The organism is Frateuria aurantia DSM 6220 (genome assembly GCF_000242255.2).
GTDB classification, from domain to species: Bacteria; Pseudomonadota; Gammaproteobacteria; order Xanthomonadales; family Rhodanobacteraceae; genus Frateuria; species Frateuria aurantia.
Window position 1 is genome coordinate 1,927,987 of the sequence record NC_017033.1, and the last position, 17,121, is coordinate 1,945,107.

General features: G+C 64.2%; 15 protein-coding genes. 14 read left to right on the forward strand and 1 reads right to left on the reverse strand.

The window, feature by feature from the left end; genetic code table 11:
- Positions 1 to 25 precede the first annotated feature (25 nt).
- The 14 genes from FRAAU_RS08955 to FRAAU_RS09020 all read left to right on the forward strand — a co-directional run bounded on the left by FRAAU_RS08955 (position 26) and on the right by FRAAU_RS09020 (position 16,275).
- On the forward strand, positions 26 to 2,341 hold the full coding sequence (locus FRAAU_RS08955; protein ID WP_014403220.1) for an FdhF/YdeP family oxidoreductase: 2,316 nt from the start codon (positions 26 to 28) through the stop codon (positions 2,339 to 2,341).
- Between the two features lie 39 nt (positions 2,342 to 2,380).
- The gene (gene fdhD, locus FRAAU_RS08960; protein ID WP_041270997.1) at positions 2,381 to 3,190 is read left to right on the forward strand and encodes a formate dehydrogenase accessory sulfurtransferase FdhD; all 810 of its coding nucleotides are present in this window, start codon (positions 2,381 to 2,383) and stop codon (positions 3,188 to 3,190) included.
- Positions 3,191 to 3,278: 88 nt separating this feature from the next.
- Positions 3,279 to 4,259 (forward strand): ABC transporter substrate-binding protein, encoded by a 981-nt coding sequence (locus FRAAU_RS08965; protein WP_217176217.1) that lies wholly within the window; start codon positions 3,279 to 3,281, stop codon positions 4,257 to 4,259.
- Entirely contained in the window at positions 4,256 to 5,284 is a 1,029-nt protein-coding gene (locus FRAAU_RS08970) for a FecCD family ABC transporter permease (protein ID WP_217176218.1), read from the forward strand. Before FRAAU_RS08965 ends, FRAAU_RS08970 begins: the two co-directional genes overlap by 4 nt.
- Positions 5,281 to 6,030, forward strand: a complete 750-nt coding sequence (locus FRAAU_RS08975) for an ABC transporter ATP-binding protein (RefSeq protein ID WP_014403224.1) — start codon at positions 5,281 to 5,283, stop codon at positions 6,028 to 6,030. Before FRAAU_RS08970 ends, FRAAU_RS08975 begins: the two co-directional genes overlap by 4 nt.
- 591 nt (positions 6,031 to 6,621) lie before the next feature.
- A complete protein-coding gene (locus FRAAU_RS08980; protein ID WP_014403225.1) occupies positions 6,622 to 7,152 on the forward strand; it encodes a cupin domain-containing protein in 531 nt (176 codons plus the stop codon).
- Position 7,153: 1 nt separating this feature from the next.
- On the forward strand, positions 7,154 to 8,059 hold the full coding sequence (locus FRAAU_RS08985) for an alpha/beta fold hydrolase (RefSeq protein ID WP_014403226.1): 906 nt from the start codon (positions 7,154 to 7,156) through the stop codon (positions 8,057 to 8,059).
- Positions 8,060 to 8,172: 113 nt separating this feature from the next.
- Complete coding sequence (locus tag FRAAU_RS08990; RefSeq protein WP_217176219.1) at positions 8,173 to 9,003, forward strand: SDR family oxidoreductase; 831 nt, start codon at positions 8,173 to 8,175, stop codon at positions 9,001 to 9,003.
- Positions 8,996 to 10,681, forward strand: a complete 1,686-nt coding sequence (locus FRAAU_RS08995; RefSeq protein WP_041270498.1) for a thiamine pyrophosphate-binding protein — start codon at positions 8,996 to 8,998, stop codon at positions 10,679 to 10,681. The genes FRAAU_RS08990 and FRAAU_RS08995 overlap by 8 nt, the downstream gene beginning before the upstream one ends.
- Positions 10,674 to 11,501: an aspartate dehydrogenase gene (locus FRAAU_RS09000; protein WP_014403229.1), complete on the forward strand. Its 828-nt coding sequence runs from the start codon at positions 10,674 to 10,676 to the stop codon at positions 11,499 to 11,501. Before FRAAU_RS08995 ends, FRAAU_RS09000 begins: the two co-directional genes overlap by 8 nt.
- 19 nt (positions 11,502 to 11,520) lie before the next feature.
- Positions 11,521 to 13,011, forward strand: coding sequence for an aldehyde dehydrogenase (locus FRAAU_RS09005; protein ID WP_014403230.1), 1,491 nt, complete (start codon positions 11,521 to 11,523; stop codon positions 13,009 to 13,011).
- A gap of 12 nt (positions 13,012 to 13,023) precedes the next feature.
- On the forward strand, positions 13,024 to 13,992 hold the full coding sequence (locus tag FRAAU_RS09010; protein ID WP_014403231.1) for a VOC family protein: 969 nt from the start codon (positions 13,024 to 13,026) through the stop codon (positions 13,990 to 13,992).
- A gap of 83 nt (positions 13,993 to 14,075) precedes the next feature.
- Positions 14,076 to 15,500 (forward strand): MFS transporter, encoded by a 1,425-nt coding sequence (locus FRAAU_RS09015; RefSeq protein ID WP_014403232.1) that lies wholly within the window; start codon positions 14,076 to 14,078, stop codon positions 15,498 to 15,500.
- A 175-nt stretch (positions 15,501 to 15,675) separates the two neighbouring features.
- Positions 15,676 to 16,275, forward strand: coding sequence for a nitroreductase family protein (locus FRAAU_RS09020; protein WP_014403233.1), 600 nt, complete (start codon positions 15,676 to 15,678; stop codon positions 16,273 to 16,275).
- A 221-nt stretch (positions 16,276 to 16,496) separates the two neighbouring features.
- Here FRAAU_RS09020 and FRAAU_RS09025 read toward each other — a convergent pair whose 3' ends face one another.
- Entirely contained in the window at positions 16,497 to 16,886 is a 390-nt protein-coding gene (locus tag FRAAU_RS09025) for a VOC family protein (RefSeq protein WP_014403234.1), read from the reverse strand.
- Between the last annotated feature and the right edge of the window lie 235 nt (positions 16,887 to 17,121).

Here is a 17,121-nt window from a genome sequence, read left to right on the forward strand (position 1 = left end):
CACCATCGGAGCGAGGGCACGGCCAGTGAGCGAGAAGACATCCACTTCCGAAACCGCCGGATCGGTTCCCGGCGTCAAGCCCTATGACGGCCCCGCCGGTGGCTGGGGGGCGCTGGGTGCGGTGGCACGTGCCGTCAAGGAACAGATGGCGGTCGGTCGCGAAGGCGCGGCCCTGCGCAAGGTCAACCAGCCCAACGGCTTCGACTGTCCAGGTTGTGCCTGGCCGGATCCCGATCACCATTCGACTTTTGAATTCTGCGAGAACGGCGCCAAGGCGGTGGCCTGGGAGGCCACCGCGAAGCGGGTGACACCGGCCTTCTTCGCCGAACATACAGTCAGCGAACTCTGGAACTGGTCGGATTTCGCGCTGGAAGGCGAGGGCAGGCTGACCGATCCGATGCGCTATGACGCGGCCAGCGACACGTTCCAGCCGGTGCCCTGGGACGAAGCTTTCGGCCAGATCGGTGCGGCCCTGCGAAACTTGCCCGAAGCCGATGCGGCCGAGTTCTATACCTCGGGCCGGGCATCCAATGAGGCGGCCTTTCTGTACCAGTTGTTTGTCCGCGCCTACGGTACCAACAATTTTCCCGACTGCTCCAACATGTGTCATGAGGCGACCAGTGTCGGCCTGCCGGCCTCGATCGGCGTGGGCAAGGGTACGGTGACACTGGCTGATTTCGATCACTGTGATGCCTTGTTCAGCTTCGGTCACAACCCGGGCACCAACCACCCGCGCATGCTGGCGACGCTGCGCGAGGTCTCGAGGCGCGGGGTGCCGATCATTGCTTTCAATCCCCTGCGCGAGCGCGGACTGGAGCGATTCCTGTCGCCGCAGAGTCCGAAGGAGATGCTGACAGGCGATGCCACCGAGATCGCCAAAAGCTATTACCAGGTCAGGATCGGCGGCGATCTGGCCGTGCTGAAGGGGATGATGAAGTGGCTGGTCGAGGCTGATGCAGTCGACCTTGAGCAGGGTGGCAACGGGCTGCTGGATCGCGAGTTCATTGCTGAACATACCGATGGCGTACAGGCCCTGCTTGATGATCTGCGGGACACCCGCTGGGACGACATTGTCAGCCGTTCCGGCCTGAGCCGTGCCGATATCGAGGCGGCGGCGAAAGTCTATGCGCGTGCCGAGCGTGTCATCATCTGCTATGGCATGGGGATGACCCAGCATCGCCACGGCACAGAGAACGTGCAGCAGATGGCCAATCTGCTGCTGTTGCGCGGCAATATCGGGCGCCAGGGCGCAGGCATCGCGCCGATTCGCGGACATTCCAACGTCCAGGGTGACCGGACGGTGGGGATCACCGAAAAGCCCGATGCGGCACTGATCGAGGGGATTCGGCGTACCTACGGCTTCACGCCTCCGGCAAAGCACGGTCATGATGCAGTGGCGGCAGTGAAGGCGATCAACGAAGGCCGTTCCAGAGCACTGATCTGCCTGGGCGGCAATCTGGCAGTGGCCATGCCAGATCCCGATCTCACCTTTGCCGCGATGCGCAAACTCGATCTGGCGGTCCATATCGCCACCAAGCTCAATCGCTCTCATCTGATTACCGCAGGGCAGAGTTTCATTCTGCCCTGTCTGGGTCGTACCGAACTCGACATGCAGGCCAGTGGTCCGCAGTCGGTGACGGTGGAGGACTCGATGTCGATGGTGCATGCCTCCCAGGGCGGGTTGCAGCCGGCCTCTCTGCAGCTGCGATCGGAAGTGGCCATCATCGGAGGTATCGCCCAGGCCGCCTTGCCGGAAAGCACTATCGACTGGCAGGGGATGGTCGACAATTATGATCTGATCCGGGATGGCATCGAATCGGTTTTCCCCGCGTTCAGGGATTTCAACGAGCGAGTGCGCAAGCCCCGCGGCTTCCGGCTCTATGTCGGTGCGTCGGAACGCGATTGGGGCGGGCCGGGGGCACGCGCGCATTTCCTGCTGGCGCCCGGTCTGGACGAGGATCCCGGATTGCCGGCCGATGCTCTGACGATGGCGACGATCCGTTCGCACGACCAGTACAACACCACCATCTACGGCCTCAACGACCGTTATCGCGGTATTGCCGGCCGGCGGGATATCGTATTCGTCAATGCCGATGACTTGAGTGCCCGCGGCCTGGCGCACGGCGATCTGGTCGATATCACGTCGCTGGCCGTGCCCGGCTTGTCCGATCCGCCGATGGTGAGGCGGTATACCGCTGTCGCTTACGATATTCCTCGCGGATCAGTCGCCATGTATTACCCTGAGGGCAACGGCCTGCTGCCCCTGGCTGCGCACGATCCGCAATCGGGAACACCGGCCTACAAGTCGATCCCCGTGGCGCTTCGCCCAGCCGCGGCCTGAGGGGCGGTGGTGCCTGTGGAAGCCGATTGCCCGGAGGCCTTGGCGGCCCGCTTGGAGGTGGTCCGTGCCGGGGGGAGCCACAGCGGCAGGGCCCGGGACTGGGTAAGCGCCGAGGTGCCCGTGGAAATCAGTTTCGACGGACAGGCTTTTGCGGTCATGATGGCCAGTCCTGCCGATCTGGAGGATTTCGCCTGCGGTTTTGCCCGCACCGAAGCTGGCATCGAAGATCTGGCGGCGATCCAGGCGATCACGGTCCAGCACCGGCTGGAAGGCATCCAGCTCGATATCCGGCTGGTCGGTCAGACGGCGATGGCATTTGCGGAACGATTGCTGCCTGGCCGCAGCGGTTGCGGCCTCTGCGGCTCGCGCACGTTGGAGGATGTGGTGCGCCAGCCGGCCATGATCGAATCCGGCCCGGTCATGACGCATGCCGCCCTGGATCGGGCCTTGGCCGTGCTGCATGATGCTCAGCCCGCCGGTCAGCTGACCGGCTCCCTGCATGCCGCCGCCTGGTTTTCGATACAGGGCGAACTGCGACTGGTACGCGAAGATATTGGCCGCCATAATGCGCTGGACAAACTGCTGGGTTCGCTGTGGCGACAAGGGCTGTCGATGGACGAGGGCTTTCTGGTAGTGACCAGCCGGGCCAGCTATGAAATGGTGACCAAGGCGGCAACGGCCGGCATTGCCATCATGGCCGCCATCTCGGCGCCGACGGCACTGGCGGTCCGGCTGGCTGACAGTTGCGGCCTGACACTGATCGGTTTTGCCCGTCCTGGCCGTTGTCTGATCTATTCCCATGAGCATCGATTTCTTGATACCCCCGAGTTCGACAGTCCGCCCGCCTAAATGGCCTTCGACCCCGGTCGGGAGGTCTTGCCTTGATCGAATCCGGCTTTCCGCCCTGCGCCGGCTTGGGCCATGCCTGCTGATCCTGGTGCTGGGCTGGACCGGACTGGCGTCCGCGGCAGAGCGGACCGTGCAGGATCTGGCCGGCGAGACGGTGGCATTGCCGGCGCATCCGGCACGGATTGCCGATCTGTGGTTTGCCCACAACGAGCTGCTGGTGATGCTGGGTGGTGCCGGATGCATCAGGATGACCGTGGACCGGCCCGAGACCACGCCATGGATGTTCAAGCTGGCGCCGGTCCTGCATCAGGCCACCCAGATCCGCGGCCAGGCCAATCCCGAGGCCTTGCTTGCCGAAGGCATCGATCTTGCGTTCGTTTCTTCGCCACGCTCGGCCTTGCCGTACCGTCGTCTGGGCATTCCCACGCTGGCCATGGAATTCCAGAATGCCGATGGTCTGATGCACGCCGTCAGTCTGACGGCCGATGCTCTCGGTTCGACGGCGGCGCAGGCGGTTGCCCGGCGTTACAATCAAGAGTTGCTGCAGGTGATGGCCGGCTTGAAGCAGCGACTGGGCGATCTGACCGAGGCGCAGCGTCCTCGCGTATTGCATATCGAATCCCTGGTGCCCTTGCGCGTCGATGGCGGCGGCAGCCTGATCGACCAGTGGATACATCTTGCCGGCGGTCGCAATGCCGCGGCCAGTGTGAAGGGCAGCAAACAGCCCGTCGATTTCGAACAGGTCCTGGCCTGGCAGCCCGACATCATCATTGTCGGTGCCTCGGCGGCCAAGATCGACCAGGTGGCGGCCAATGCCTGGTGGCGGTCACTGCCGGCGGTTCGCCAGGGCCGGGTCTATCGTGATCCGCTGGGGATCTTTCCCTGGGACCGATATGGCAGCGAATTCCTGCTGCAATTGCAGTGGGCGGCCAAGACCTTGCATCCGGAGCGATTCCGGGATCTGGACATGCCGGCCGTCGCACATCGCTTCTACGCCGACTATTTTCAGCATGACCTGAGCGAGGCCGATATCCGGCGGATGCTGCAGGGACTGCCTCCGGCATCGTGAGAGCCGTTTCCTTGTCTGCCGGTGGCTGGCTGGCACTGGCCGGGGGGATCTGGCTGGGCAGCTGCCTGATCGCCCTCTGCGCCGGCCGCTATCCGCTGGACTTGTCTGCCTTGGCCGGCTATGTCTGGCATCTGGCCGGAGGCCGCAGTGATCTGACCGGCGCTCAGCTGCAGACCATGCATGCGCTGATCTACGAATCCCGATTGCCGCGGTTGCTGGGTGCCAGCATGATGGGGGCGGCCCTTGCTCTGGCTGGCGCTACCTATCAGTCGGCTTTTCGCAATCCGCTGGTATCACCCGGGCTGCTGGGCGTGCTCAGCGGGGCCGGCTTCGGTGCCGCGCTGGCCATCGTGCTGGGGCTTCCGGCCCTTGCCATTCAGGGCACAGCTTTTGCGGGAGGGCTGCTGGCCTCGGCGGTGGGCGTGGGCATCGCTCACCGGCTGGGCGGCGGCAGCCCGATGACCCTGATTTTTGGCGGACTGATCAGCAACGCCTTGTTCACCGCCTTGTTGTCGATTCTGAAATTCGTCGCCGACCCCGACCAGCAATTGTCCGACATCGTGTTCTGGCTGCTGGGCAGCCTGGATCGCCTGAGCATGCCGGGCCTGCTGCCGCTGGCCTTGGTGCTGGTGCCGGGCTGCCTGCTCCTGTTGGCGATGGCACGATTGCTTGACCTGTTGACCCTAGGTGATGACGAGGCCAATGCCCTGGGCATTCCGGCGGTGCGACTGCGCTATCTGGTGATCGCGACGGCCACCCTGATCGCGGCGATGACAGTGGCCGCCGCCGGCATCATCGGTTGGCTGGGCCTGATCGTGCCGCATGTCACCCGTTTGCTGGTCGGGCCTCAGCATCGGCGGATGATGCCGGTGGCGGCCTTGTTGGGCGCCAGTTTTCTGGTGCTGGCCGATACCTTGTCGCGCAGCCTCAGCAGCACCGAGATTCCGGTCGGCATCATGACAGAACTGGCTGGTGCCCTGAGTCTGCTGGCTGTATTGCATATCATTCGGCGGTATCTGTGGTGAGCCTGCTTGAAGTCGATGCGATCAGCTATGCCTTGGGTGGGCGGCCGGTGCTGGATCAGGTCAGCCTTGCACTGGAGGCAGGCGATCTGGTCGGTCTGCTGGGGCCCAACGGCGCCGGCAAGTCCAGTTTGCTGCGGCTGATGATGGGGCTGGCCCGTCCTGCGACCGGGCATATCCGGCTGCACGGGCGGGACCTCGGCCACTGGAGCCGGATGGCGATGGCCGCCGAGGTCGGCTATGTACCGCAAGCTCATGTGGCGGTCTTTCCCTATCCGGTGGTTGATGTCGTGGCCATGGGCCGTTCGGTCCAGCACGGTCTGTGGCGATCACCCCGCCAGACGGATCGCGATGCGGTGGCATCCGCACTGGAGCAGCTCGGCATTGCCCATCTGGCCAGGCGCGCCTATACCGAACTGTCCGGCGGCGAGCGACAGAGCGTGCTGCTGGCTCGCGCCATGGCTCAGGGCTGCCGGATTCTGTTGCTGGATGAGCCGACCACAGGCCTGGATTTCGGACAGCAGCAGCGGCTCTACACCCTGCTGCAGCTATTGAGCCGGCAGGGCTATGCGATTGTCGCCAGCAGTCACGATCCTTATCGTGCCCGAGAGGTATTCGATCAGGCGCTGATGCTGCGGGCCGGTGCCGTGGTCGGATACGGTCCCAGCCAGGACTTGCTGGATGATGCCGCCATACGGGCGCTGTATGGCTTGAGCGAGCCGCTCCGGACCGGACCGGCCATCGACTGAGCCCGGCGCCGCAGCGCGCCTCGGGCACCATCTCTTGGAGCCCGGGCAGTGGCAAACCGCTTCCCCAGGGCATCCCATGGCTGCGGCCAGAGACGGATGAACGGTGGCGGGCGGCCCCATGCATACCGGTCGCCAGATTCAGACAACTCTCGAACGCCGACGCAGCGGGGCGATGCCCTCGGTCTCGACAATGCCTGCTCGAAGCGCGGACTGTCCGCACGGCCTGTTGTTTCCTTTCTCGGATAGTGGCTATAATTTGCTCAAGGAACACCGTTTCATATATAAAACAATTGCACGGCATGGATGAATGCATCAGCAGCTTCACAGGCGTGGCCCTGGTGGAAAGCATCGTCCGCACCAGCGGGCCGGCTCAGGCGACAAGTCCATCATCCATTCCGTTGCAATGAGCGCCGGCAGGTCCCAGCCAAGGAGCCAGGATTGCATGGGCAGGGACTTTATCGGCAAGGCCTTCATGCCGCGCCTGCAGGGTGTGGCAGGCGACCGCGACGACTGGGCGAACATGGCCGGTGCCGTGATCGCGACGGGCCGCAGGCAGCCGATCCGTGAATTGCCCACCAAGAGGAGTGCATCATGGTCACCGTCGAAAAGGAACGCGCATCCTGGCAGCAGCCCGAAGACAGCAGCTTTGCCGATTGGCTGGCCGGGCGGGTGGCTCGACTGCAGACACGCAGGTACGACTGGGACGCCCTGAAATTTCAGGCGGATTACGACCCACGGTATCGAAGGGCCCAGATGCGCTATGTGGGCACCGGTGGTACCGGAGTGGCCAGCGACAGCAATACGGTTCCCGCCGGCGCCTTCACCTTCTCCACCATGGTGGTACCGGCCGGGCATATCGGGCCCAGTCACATCCATGTCGATGTCGAGGAAATCTTTTTCGTCTTGCGCGGCAAGATGCAGGTGGTCTGCGAACGCGATGGCGAGCGCTGGGAAGCGGAGCTGGGCGAACGGGATCTGATTTCGGTACCGCCCGGCGTCTACCGTTCCGAAACCAATATCGGCGAAGAAGACGCCTTGATGTGCGTCATGCTGGGCTCGCCACGACCCGTCACGCCGACCTATCCGCCGGACTCGCCGCTGTCTCGCATCAAACGGCAGTGAGATGAGCACTGAAGCAGAAGGACACGGGTTCAGCGGAGCAGCCGCCAGCCGCCTTCACGAACGGCTGGCAGGCCTGCCACAAGCAGAAGCGGCAGGCATCCGCTACCTGCAGGTGGCAGGCGATGCATTGGATGGATTGCCGCTGGTTCTGCTGCACGGCATCGGATCGGGCGCGGCATCGTGGCTTCCGCTGATCCTCGCCGTCGGATCGTCACGCCGGATGCTGGCCTGGAACCAGCCGGGATATGCGGGTTCGGGCGCCTTGCCCCGGACCCGCGTGAAGGCAACCGACTATGCCAAGGTGCTGATCTGTTGGCTGGATGCGATAGGCATCGACCGTTGCCAGCTGGTAGGCCATTCGCTGGGCGCCTTGATTGCCGCTGCCGCAGCGGCCAGGCATCCGCAGCGGTTCAGTTCGTTGTTGCTGATTTCTCCGGCGCAGGGCTATGCCCGGTTACCGGCCGAGGAACGCCAGCGTCGGCTGTTTGAGCGCATGGAGCGGATGCGCCGCCAGGGGCCTGCGGCGATGGCGGCGGAAAGGGCACCCCAGCTGTTGTCGGCGCAGGCTTCAGAGGAAGCCAGGGCCTGGGTGGAGTGGAACATGGCCCGGCTGGACCCTGCCGGTTACGCTCAGGCCCTGCAGGTGCTGGGGCAGGGGGATATCGTGGCGGATCTGAAGTTCTGGCAGGGACCGATGCATATCGCGGTGGGTACCGAGGACCGGATCACCCCGTTGGCCGGGTGTGCCGAACTGGCGGATGCGCTGGGCTGTGCATTGAGCCTGATTCCGGGGGCTGGCCATGCCAGTCCGGTGGAAGCGCCTGCGGTTTGCGCCGGACTTGTCGACCAAATGGAGGCACTCGGGAAAGAGGGGCAGAGCTTCACCCGATCATCTCCTGCGGGCTGAGAAAGGCGGGCCGGAACCCGCAACGGAACGGGGCGCTGCGGCGATCGACGGTTCCAGGCGCGGAGAGGCGCCGCAATGCTCCCGGGAAAGGGCCTCCGATGCCGGGATTCTTCATGGATGTGCAGCTTGACGAGCAGGAGCGCGAGATGAAGCTTGAGTCCTACGCCCAAGGTCAGGTGGCGGTGGTCACCGGGGGGAGTGCAGGTATCGGACTGGCTACGGCCGGACTCTTTCTGGCTTCGGGTGCCGCCGTCGCGATCTGCGGTCGTGATCCGGAGCGCCTGGCGGCGGCCGAAGATGAATTGCGGCAACGCCATCCGGGAGCGCACCTGCTGGGTTTCTGTTGTGACGTGCTGGATGGCGAGGCCGTCGAGAAGTTTGCGCAGGCCGTGGCGGCCCGTTACGGTCGGATCGACATATTGATCAACAATGCCGGGGAAGGGCGCAGCTCGACCTTTTCTGATACCTCTGACGAGGCCTGGCGGCGGGAGCTGGAACTGAAGTATTTCAGCATCATCCGGCCGGTCCGGGCATTCCTGCCCTGGTTGAAACAGTCTTCGAGTCCCTCGATCACCTGCGTGAGTTCCCTGCTTGCGGTCCAGCCGGAACCGCATATGGTGGCGACATCGTCCGCCCGTGCAGGCACCCTGAACCTGATCAAGTCCCTGGCCGCGGAACTGGCGCCCTTCCGGATCCGGGTCAATGCCATTCTGGTCGGCATCGTCGAATCCGGGCAGTGGCGCCGCCGCTTCCGGGCACAGCATGAACAGCCGGACTGGGCGGAGTGGAGTCACGGGCTGGCCTTGCAGAAAGGCATTCCATGGGGGCGGTTTGGCCATCCGGACGAAGCGGCGAGGGCATTGTATTTTCTTGCCACGTCCATGTCGTCCTACACAACGGGAAGCACCGTCGATGTCTCAGGAGGACTTGCACGCCATGTCTGACGCAGCCCCCAACCCCGTTCGCGCCACGGTCGCCGAGGTGATCGCGGCCTTTATCGAGCAATGCCAGGTCCATACCGTATTCGGCGTCATCTCGATCCACAATATGCCGATGCTGGATGCCATCCATCGTCGTGGCCGCATCCGCTATGTGGGAGCGCGCGGCGAGGCGGGTGCCGTCAACATGGCCGATGGCCATGCACGCGTCAGCGGCGGACTCGGCGTCGTCTTCACCAGCACGGGTACTGCAGCAGGCAATGCGGCAGGGGCCTTGGTCGAGGCGCTGACGGCGGGGACGCCGCTGCTGCATCTCACCGGGCAGATCGAAACCCCTTTTCTGGACCGTGACCTGGCTTATATCCATGAAGCGCCTGCGCAGCTGGCGATGCTGCAGGCCGTCTCCAAGGCCGCTTATCGGGTGGCTTCGGCATCGACGGCGCTGGCTGTTGTCCGCGAGGCTGTGCGAGTAGCCCTGACTGCACCGGCCGGCCCGGTCTCGGTGGAACTTCCGATTGATATCCAGGCCACTGAGATCGACTGGCCGGTGGATATCGCACCCGCCCCGGTCCGGACATGGCCGGTCGACAACGACCGCGTGTTGCAGCTCGCCGAGCGTCTGGTCAAGGCCCGTCGACCGCTGTTGTGGCTGGGTGGCGGATCGCGGGCGGCGGGTGAAGCCGTGGGCCGCTTGCTGGCGCTGGGCTTCGGCGTGGTGACCAGTGTCCAGGGGCGTGGCGTGGTCGCTGAAGATCATACGCAGTCGTTGGGGGCCTTCAATGTGCACCCTGCCGTCGAACGCTTCTACCAGACTTGCGATGCCCTGCTGGTGGTGGGTTCCCGCCTGCGCGGCAACGAAACCCTGACCTATCGGCTGGCACTGCCTACGCCCTTGTACCGTATTGATGCCAATCCGCTGGCCGATCAGCGCGGCTATCCCAATGCCTTGTTCCTGCAGGGCGATGCCTCGGCTGTGCTGCATCAGCTGGCCGATGCCTTGCAGGGCCGCCTGCGTATCGATCCCGACTTCCTGCCGGCACTGGCGGCGGCGCGGGCCGAGGCCGAGGCCGGCGTGCAGGCCGGTCTGGGTCCCTATGCCGGGCTGGTGACCAGCCTGCGGCGGCACGCAGGGAGCGATTTCAACTGGGTGCGCGATGTCACCATCTCCAACAGCACCTGGGGCAATCGTCTGCTTCCGTTGCATCAGCCTCGGGCCGGCGTGCATGCGCTGGGCGGTGGCATCGGGCAGGGCATGCCGATGGCGATCGGAGCAGCCTTGGCCGGAACGGCCGCGCGGACCTGGTGTCTGGTCGGTGACGGCGGGCTGATGCTCAATGTCGGCGAGCTGGCCACCGCCGTGCAGGAGCGCGCCGACGTGGTGATCCTGCTGATGAACGATCAGGCCTATGGCGTGATCAGGAATATCCAGGATGCAGTCTATGGTGGCCGGCACGCCTATGTCGAGCTGCAGCAGCCGGACTTCGGTCAGCTCTGTCGCAGCCTTGGCCTGCCCTGGCATCGCATCGATGCCATCGAGCAGGCCGATGCGGTGTTCCAGGCAGCCCTGGTCGAGAAGGGGCCGGTGCTGATCGAGGTGGATATGTGCGGCATCGGCGATTTCAGCGTCGCCTTTGCCGGTCCCCCGGTGAAGCCTGCGGTTGTATCGGAGCCGACTGATGAATGAGACCGCGAAATCCTCTCGCCTCGCCACGCGGGTGGCCTTGATCGGCTTCGGTGCGGTAGGGCGGCACCTGTTCGACGCCTTGCGCGATGATGCCTCGGTGCGGATCGCCCAGATCATCACCCGGCCGGCAGCCCATCCCGACATCCGACAACAGGTGGGGCCGACGGTGGAGGTCGTGGGCCACGTCTCGGAGCTGGCCCGCCCGCCGGACTACGCCCTTGAATGCGCCGGGCATGCCGCTCTCCTGGATCATGTGCTGCCGCTGCTGCGCAAGGGGGTTGATTGCGGGGTGATTTCAACCGGTGGCCTGGCCGATGCCGCGATCTTCGAAGCCTTGCTGGAGGCGTCGCGAGACGGCGGTGGGCGGCTGGAGGTCCTCGCCGGAGCCGTGGGTGCCATCGATGTCTTGGCGGCCGGTTTTTATGGGGAGCTGCAGTCCGTGCAGTATGAGGGTCGCAAACCGCCGCGAAGCTGGCTCGGCACACCGGCCGAACAGCGATGTGACCTGACCGGATTGAAACAGGCCTTCACATTCTTCGACGGCAGCGCACGCGAGGCCGCCAGGGACTATCCGAAAAATGCCAATGTCACGGCCACCGTTGCCTTGGCAGGTCTGGGCTTCGAAGCGACACGGGTCCGCCTTACGGCCGATCCCCGGCTGGACGGCAATCAGCACCTTGTCCATGCACAAGGCGCATTCGGCGAGTTCCATTTCCAGTTGCAGGGCCGGACCCTGCCCGACAATCCCAGGACATCGATGCTTGCCGCGTTGAGCGCCTTGCGCGCGCTGCGCAACCGCAAGGCGCCCTATATCGTCTGAGTCAGCCCAGGAGCCACTCATGTCGTATCACGCTTCCAGTTTGTTGCCCACGACGGAGCTGTATATCGCCGGTCATTGGCGGGCGGGACATGGGCCGGTCACGGCCTCGCACAATCCGGCAGACGGCACGGTGAATGCCGAGTGGCGGATGGCTGACGTCACCGATGTCGACGAAGCGGTTCAGGCCGCCGATCTGGCCTGGCGCCAGACCGACTGGGCCGGACTGTATCCGCATCAACGGGCTCGTGTGCTGTTGAACATCGCGCAGCTGATCGAAAGCCATCAGGAGGCCCTGGCCCAACTGCAGCGCCGCGACAATGGCAAACCCATTCGGGAGGCGCGTGGACTGGTCGCCAGCGCCGCCGCCACCTTCCGCTATTTTGCGGCCTGTCTGGAGTCGACGGATGAGGCACTGACCGCTCCGCGCGGCGAGTTTCTGACCTTGAGCATGCACCAGCCACTGGGCGTGGTCGCGGCCATCACCCCATGGAATGCGCCGGTAGCTTCGGATGCGCAAAAGCTCGCCCCCGCGTTGGCCGCCGGCAATGCCGTGGTACTGAAACCCGCCGAGCTGACCCCGCTGGTGTCGCTGGCTCTGGCTCGTCTGTGCGAGCAGGCGGGTGTGCCGCCAGGGGTGGTATCGGTCGTTCCGGGCCGCGGATCGCTGATCGGTGATGCCTTGGTCAGACATCCTCTGGTCCGCAAGGTGACGTTTACCGGCGGTACCGAGGTCGGCCGCGGCATCGCCCGGATTGCCGCTGAACGGCTGATTCCGGCCTCGCTGGAACTGGGCGGAAAATCCCCGACCATCGTACTGGAAGATGCGGATCTGGATCATGCCGTCAACGGCGTGCTGTACGGCATCTTCGGCTCGTCCGGACAGTCCTGCATCGCCGGTTCCCGCCTGCTGGTCCAGCGGTCCGTCCGGCAGGACTTCGTGGGCCGGCTGATCCGGCGGGCAGGGCAGTTGAGGATGGGTGACCCGGCCGATGAGCGCACCCAGCTGGGGCCCTTGATCAGCGAGGCGCACCGGGCCTCGGTCGAGCAACATGTCGCCGAGGCACTGGCAGAAGGGGGAGAGCTGCTTTGCGGTGGGCAACGACCGCAAGGCGGGAGCCTCGCGCATGGTTATTTTTATCCCCCTACGGTATTCGCCGGTCTGGACAACCAGTCCGCGCTGTGCAGGCAGGAGGTCTTTGGCCCGGTGCTGGCGATTCTGCCCTTCGAGGACGATAACGAGTTGCTGGCGATCGCCAATGACAGCGTCTTCGGCCTGGCCGCCGGTATCTGGAGCCGCGACTATCAACGCGCCTGGCGGCTGGCCGTCGCCTTGCAGGCCGGCACCGTCTGGATCAATACCTACAAGCAATTCTCCATCTCGACGCCCTTCGGCGGCTGGAAAGACAGCGGACTGGGTCTGGAAAAGGGACGCGAGAACATGCGCGGCTATCAACAGCAGAAAAGCATTTTTCTGGGCCTGAATGCCGCGCCTCTGGCCTGGGCGGATTGAAGGGGAAAGATCATGAGCGTGCTTGGCATCGAACAAATCACCTACGGCGTCACCGACCTGGAGGAATGTCGCCGTTTCCTGCTTGACTGGGGGTTGCGCGAACTCCCCTCCAGCGACGACCGCTATCGCTATGAGACCTTGAACGGCGCCACGGTGGTACTGGCGGACATCACCGACCCGCATTTGCCCGAGGCCATCGAGCCGGGCCCGACCTTGCGCGAGGTGACCTGGGGTGTCGCCGGTCCGGCCGAACTGGAGTCGCTGGCCCACCGATTGAGGGAGCAGCCGGGCTTCTATCGTGAACCCTTGGCCGTCGGTTGTCTGGATACCAATGGTCTGGCGATCCGCATCGAGCCGAGCCGGCGTCGCGCGCTGGATATCACCGGTTCGCCGGCCAATGTCTGGGGACGGCCACAACGGATCGATCGCGCCAGCCCGGTCTATGCGCGGGCCGAGCCGATCGAGATCGGCCACGTGGTGTTCTTCACGCGATGTCTTGAGGAACAGGTTGCCTTCTATCGGGATCGCCTGGGCTTCGTCGTATCCGATCGTTATACCGGCCAACGTGGAACCTTTCTGCGGGCGGCAGCGCAAGGCGGTCATCATGATCTGTTCCTGCTTCCGTTGCCGGATGGCCGGCGCGGACTCAACCATGTCGCCTTCACGGTGCGCGATATCCACGAAGTCTTCGGCGGCGGCCTGCATATCAGCCGGAAGGGCTGGACCACCCAGTTGGGGCCGGGCCGACACCCGATTTCCTCGGCGTATTTCTGGTATTTCAGAAACCCCGCCGGTGGTCTGATCGAGTACTACGCTGACGAAGATGTACTGACCGGTGCCTGGCAGGCCCGCGAGGTGGAGCCCGGTCCGACAGTGTTTGCCGAATGGGCGATTGATGGGGGACTGGACGGCCATACCCGCCGACAGGTGCATGCCGCCGCGCCTGCCGCGCGGTTCATGACGGATATCGAGCCAGGCTGAGGCCGGCCCCGGCGAGGGACTGGCCATGCTCCGATCAAATCGTCGTTGTTCCGGTCGCGACACCGTCCGAACGAGGAATGGACATGAGCAATCAAGCCAGCGGGCCGCCGCCCGCCGCCAAGCCGCCGGCGGGCACCACCGCCGTTCCCGTCCACGGTGCCGTGATTGCCCGGCTGGAACAGCTGACCGGGACCCCGATGCAGATTCGGGCCCGCATCATGGTGGGCGCCGCAACTTTCTTTGACGGTTTCGATGTCATCTCGATTGCCGCGGTTCTGCCCCTGCTGATCCGGCAATGGTCGCTGACGCCCTGGCAGATTGGTTTTCTGCTGTCAGCCGGCGCCGGCGGGCAGCTGATAGGAGCTTTGCTGTTTCCGCTGCTGGCCGAGCGCTGGGGCCGGATCAGAGCCATCACGCTCAGCTCCGGACTGACCGGGCTGCTCAGCATCGGCTGTGCCCTGACTGATCATTACGGCTTGTTCATGCTGCTGCGCTTTCTTCAGGGCATTGGACTGGGCGGCGAATTGCCGGTGGCGGCCAGCTATATCAATGAAATCATCCGTGCCGAAGGCCGTGGCCGTTTTGTCCTGATGTATGAAACCATTTTCCCGCTGGGCCTGCTGAGTTCCATGGCGTTGAGCACCTGGCTGGTGCCGACGTATGGCTGGCACAGCATGTACTGGGTGGGTGGTCTGCCGCTGCTGATCGCCGTCAGCCTGCCGTGGCTGGTACCGGAATCGCCGCGCTGGCTGGCCGGCCGCGGGCGCCTGGCGGAAGCCGGCCAGGCCTTGACGCGGCTGGAGCGCGCGGTGGCGGAGGCCGAGCCGGTCGCCTTGGATCCCGCCAGAGTCGCGAGCTTTCAGCATCTGCTGGATACTCAGGTCTCACGCCGGGCGCGCGACCTGTTCAGACCTGACTATCTCCGGCGGACCTTGGTGGTGGCTACCATCTGGATCACCTGCGGAGTGTTGCAATATGGCCTGTCGTCCTGGCTGCCGACAATTTATCGAGAGGTCTATCACGCCCCCTTGCGACTGGCATTGAATCTGGCGGTGGCCGGATCGGTCAGCAGCCTGCTCGGCTCGCTGGCCTCGGCCTTGCTGGTGGATGCCGTGGGGCGCAAGCCGGTCATCGTCCACTCCTTTCTGGGCTGTACGCTCAGTCTGGTGCTGGCCGGACTGTTCCGGCACGAATCCGTCTATCTGGTCGCTGGCCTCTGTGCCTTGGCGCTGGGGCTGATGTCCTGCGGCTTTCTTACCGCCTATGTCTACACCCCCGAGCAATATCCCACCAGCATCCGTGCCATCGGCGCCGGTCTGGGTGGCGCCTGGCTGAAAATAGCTTCGCTGGGCGCGCCGCTGGTGATCTCCGGAGCCATGCAGCACGGGCATCTGGGACCGGCCTTCTACGGACTGGCGCTGGTGCCACTGCTCGCCGCCGTGGCGGTATGGGGCTATGGCATTGAAACCCGTGGGCAAGTGCTGGAACAACTGGAAATTCGACGCTGACGCGGAGGCGACTTGCCAGATCCGGCCTTGATGTGTCCCGATTGTTTCCCGCTGGAAACAAGCTGATCCCGGTACGCTGGCTGAATTGGAGCGAAGTGCGGACTATGCTTGATTCATATCGCCAAGACCCCGGTCATGCGCGATCCCGTCGTCCATCCTGCAAGGAACCATGCCCATGTCCAGCCAATTGCTCGAGCTCATCACCCAGCGCCGCACCCAGTATGCCTTGGGTCGCAATGCCGCCATCGACAAGGCCGCCACCTCGGCACTTATCAAGAATGTGATCAAGCAGGCACCTTCCTCGTTCAATTCACAGAGCTCGCGGGCCGTGATCCTGTACGGTGAGCAGAGCATCAAGTTCTGGGGCCTTGTCAAGCAGGAGCTGGCCAAGCTGATCTCGGCCGAGGCACTGGTCGCGACCTCCGCCAAGCTCGACAGCTTTGCGGCCGGACTAGGCACCATCCTGTTCTACGAAGACCAGAATGTCGTGAAGGGCCTGCAGGAAAAGTTCGCGCTCTATGCCGACAACTTCCCGATCTGGTCGGAACAGTCCAGCGGCATGGCCCAGTTCGCGGTATGGGTCGCTCTGCGCGAAGCCGGTCTCGGTGCAAGCCTGCAGCACTACAGCCCGGTCGTTGATGCTGCCGCGGCTGCCGAATGGAATATTCCCGCCCATTGGAGGCTGCGCGCACAGATGCCGTTTGGTTCCAACGAAGCCCCGATCGGCGAGAAAGCCTTTATCGATGATGCCGAGCGCTTTATCGAAGCGGGCTGAGTCTGCAAATCATGATTTATGGAGCCGGCTGACAGCCGGCTCATTTCAGATGGCACCGACCTGACCATATCGGCGGCATTGCAATGGAAGTGCAGGGCAATGGCGCAGCCAGATGTCCCCAACGGTGCCGCTGGTCAAGACGGCACTATTTCGCGATGGACCCGCGACGGGCATCGCAGAACTAAACCCCGTCCCGGAGGGCCTGGCAATCCGGCGATCGATCAAGCCGGTTGCAGCAGATCCCAGGCATTGCCGCAGATGTCCTCGAAGACAGCTACGGTGCCATAGGCTTCGTGGCGGGGGGATTCGCGAAAATGTACCCCCTCGGACAACATCCGGGCATGATCGCGCTCAAAGTTGTCGGTATGCAGGAACAGCAGTACCCGACCTCCGGCCTGATTCCCGATCTGCTCGCGTTCCGCATCGGTGGTCGCCTTGACCAACAGCAAGCGGGTTTCGCTGTCGGCACTCGGTGCCAGCACTACCCAGCGACGGTCGGCAGTGAATGAAATATCTTCGACGACCGCGAAGCCCAGGGCGCGGGCATACCAGGCAATAGCCTCGTCGTGATCGGCGACCAGCAAGGCGATCTGGGCAATATGGCGTTTCATCTACGGAAGTCCTGCAAGCGGGTGAAGGCATGGGACTGACGCCGACGACAACGCACAGGTGGCGCCTGCATTCGTCCCCGTGCCGGCGTGGGCGAGGCTGTGATTATCCTCTGCCGCCGTCAACTTGTCCTGAGCCGGATCAAACGGAGGATCATCAGGGAATCAGTCCCGGCCTTGACAGAGGGTCCTTCCACGCGCTGTCCTGTGTCTAAGATCATGGCCAGTCACGGTGAAA